At 38.8% G+C, this 1,167-nt stretch carries 1 protein-coding gene; it reads right to left on the reverse strand.

Annotated features, from left to right (window positions below; genetic code table 11):
- Positions 1-64: 64 nt before the first annotated feature.
- Complete coding sequence (locus C200_RS13435; RefSeq protein WP_230384889.1) at positions 65-970, reverse strand: chemotaxis protein; 906 nt, start codon at positions 968-970, stop codon at positions 65-67.
- Positions 971-1,167 lie beyond the last annotated feature (197 nt).

The raw sequence follows: 1,167 nt of genomic DNA on the forward strand, positions 1-1,167 counted from the left end.
AATTTTTCGCAACAGTGCCGAATGCAGCATTACCTAACATGCTCACCAAATTTCTAGAACGAATTTAGACCCGGTTATTAATTTGCTCAATAACAATACCACCTAAGTCTTCTCCACTGATTTTTGCTAAAAATTTATCCGCTCCCACCGTCTCAGCTTTCTGGCGATTAAACTCACCAGAGATAGAAGTGTTAAGGACGATATAAAGTTCTTTTAACTGAGGGTGTTCTCGACACTTCTTTACGAGACTATAACCATCAAGATGCGGCATTTCAATATCAGAGATCACCATAAGTAATTGGTCATTGATAGACTCGCCTGTTGCAGTCATTTCTTTAAGGAGAGTGTATGCCTGAGCACCATCATTCGCAGTAATGCATTTCACACCAACCTTCTCAAGTATGGAGGTGATTTGTCTGCGAGCAGTGCGAGAATCTTCAACAATTAAGACAGTATGTTTACCGGTTTGTTCTTTCAATGACTCAGCAGTTAGCTCTTCAGACACAGACAAATCAGGAGGCATAATCTCACTGAGTATTTGTTCGACATCTAAAATTTCTACTAGTTTGTCATCCGTATAAGTAACAGCCGTCAAGTAGTGTTTATCAGACAAGCCCTTTGGAGGCGGCTCTATTTTTGACCATTCAGTATGAATAATTTTGTCAACGTCGCTAATTAAAAAACCAACAACTGAACGATTATACTCACAAATCAAAGTTACAGGGGCATCTTTAAGGTATTCACCATTGAGTACTTGATGAAGACTGATGACCGGAATTGTTTTGTAACTTCGGATGTGAGCCACACCTTTAACTGCCGGATGCATATCAGGTATCACAGTCAATTTTGGGCAATAAAGTATTTCTCGAAGCTTAAAAACATTGAGGCCATAGAGCTGTTTGCTACCTACCCTAAAAAGTAATAATTCTACACGGTTATCACCTGCGATCTCAATTTCAGTTTTAGACAATATGCTCTCACGGGCCAATTGATTTACTTAAGTCTTGTGCCAAGCAGCTACGCTATGCAAGGTCGTTGATGCTTAATATCTTTGAGTTCTACAATATAATTTCACAGGAGATGAAAAAATTTTCCTAAAATTAAGGGGCTGCATGGTTAATAAGGAGCAATTACAAGTGTGGTCTAAATGGCACTGTTGCAAAAAAT

It is taken from the genome of Piscirickettsia salmonis LF-89 = ATCC VR-1361 (assembly GCF_000297215.2).
In the GTDB taxonomy this organism is placed as follows: domain Bacteria; phylum Pseudomonadota; class Gammaproteobacteria; order Piscirickettsiales; family Piscirickettsiaceae; genus Piscirickettsia; species Piscirickettsia salmonis.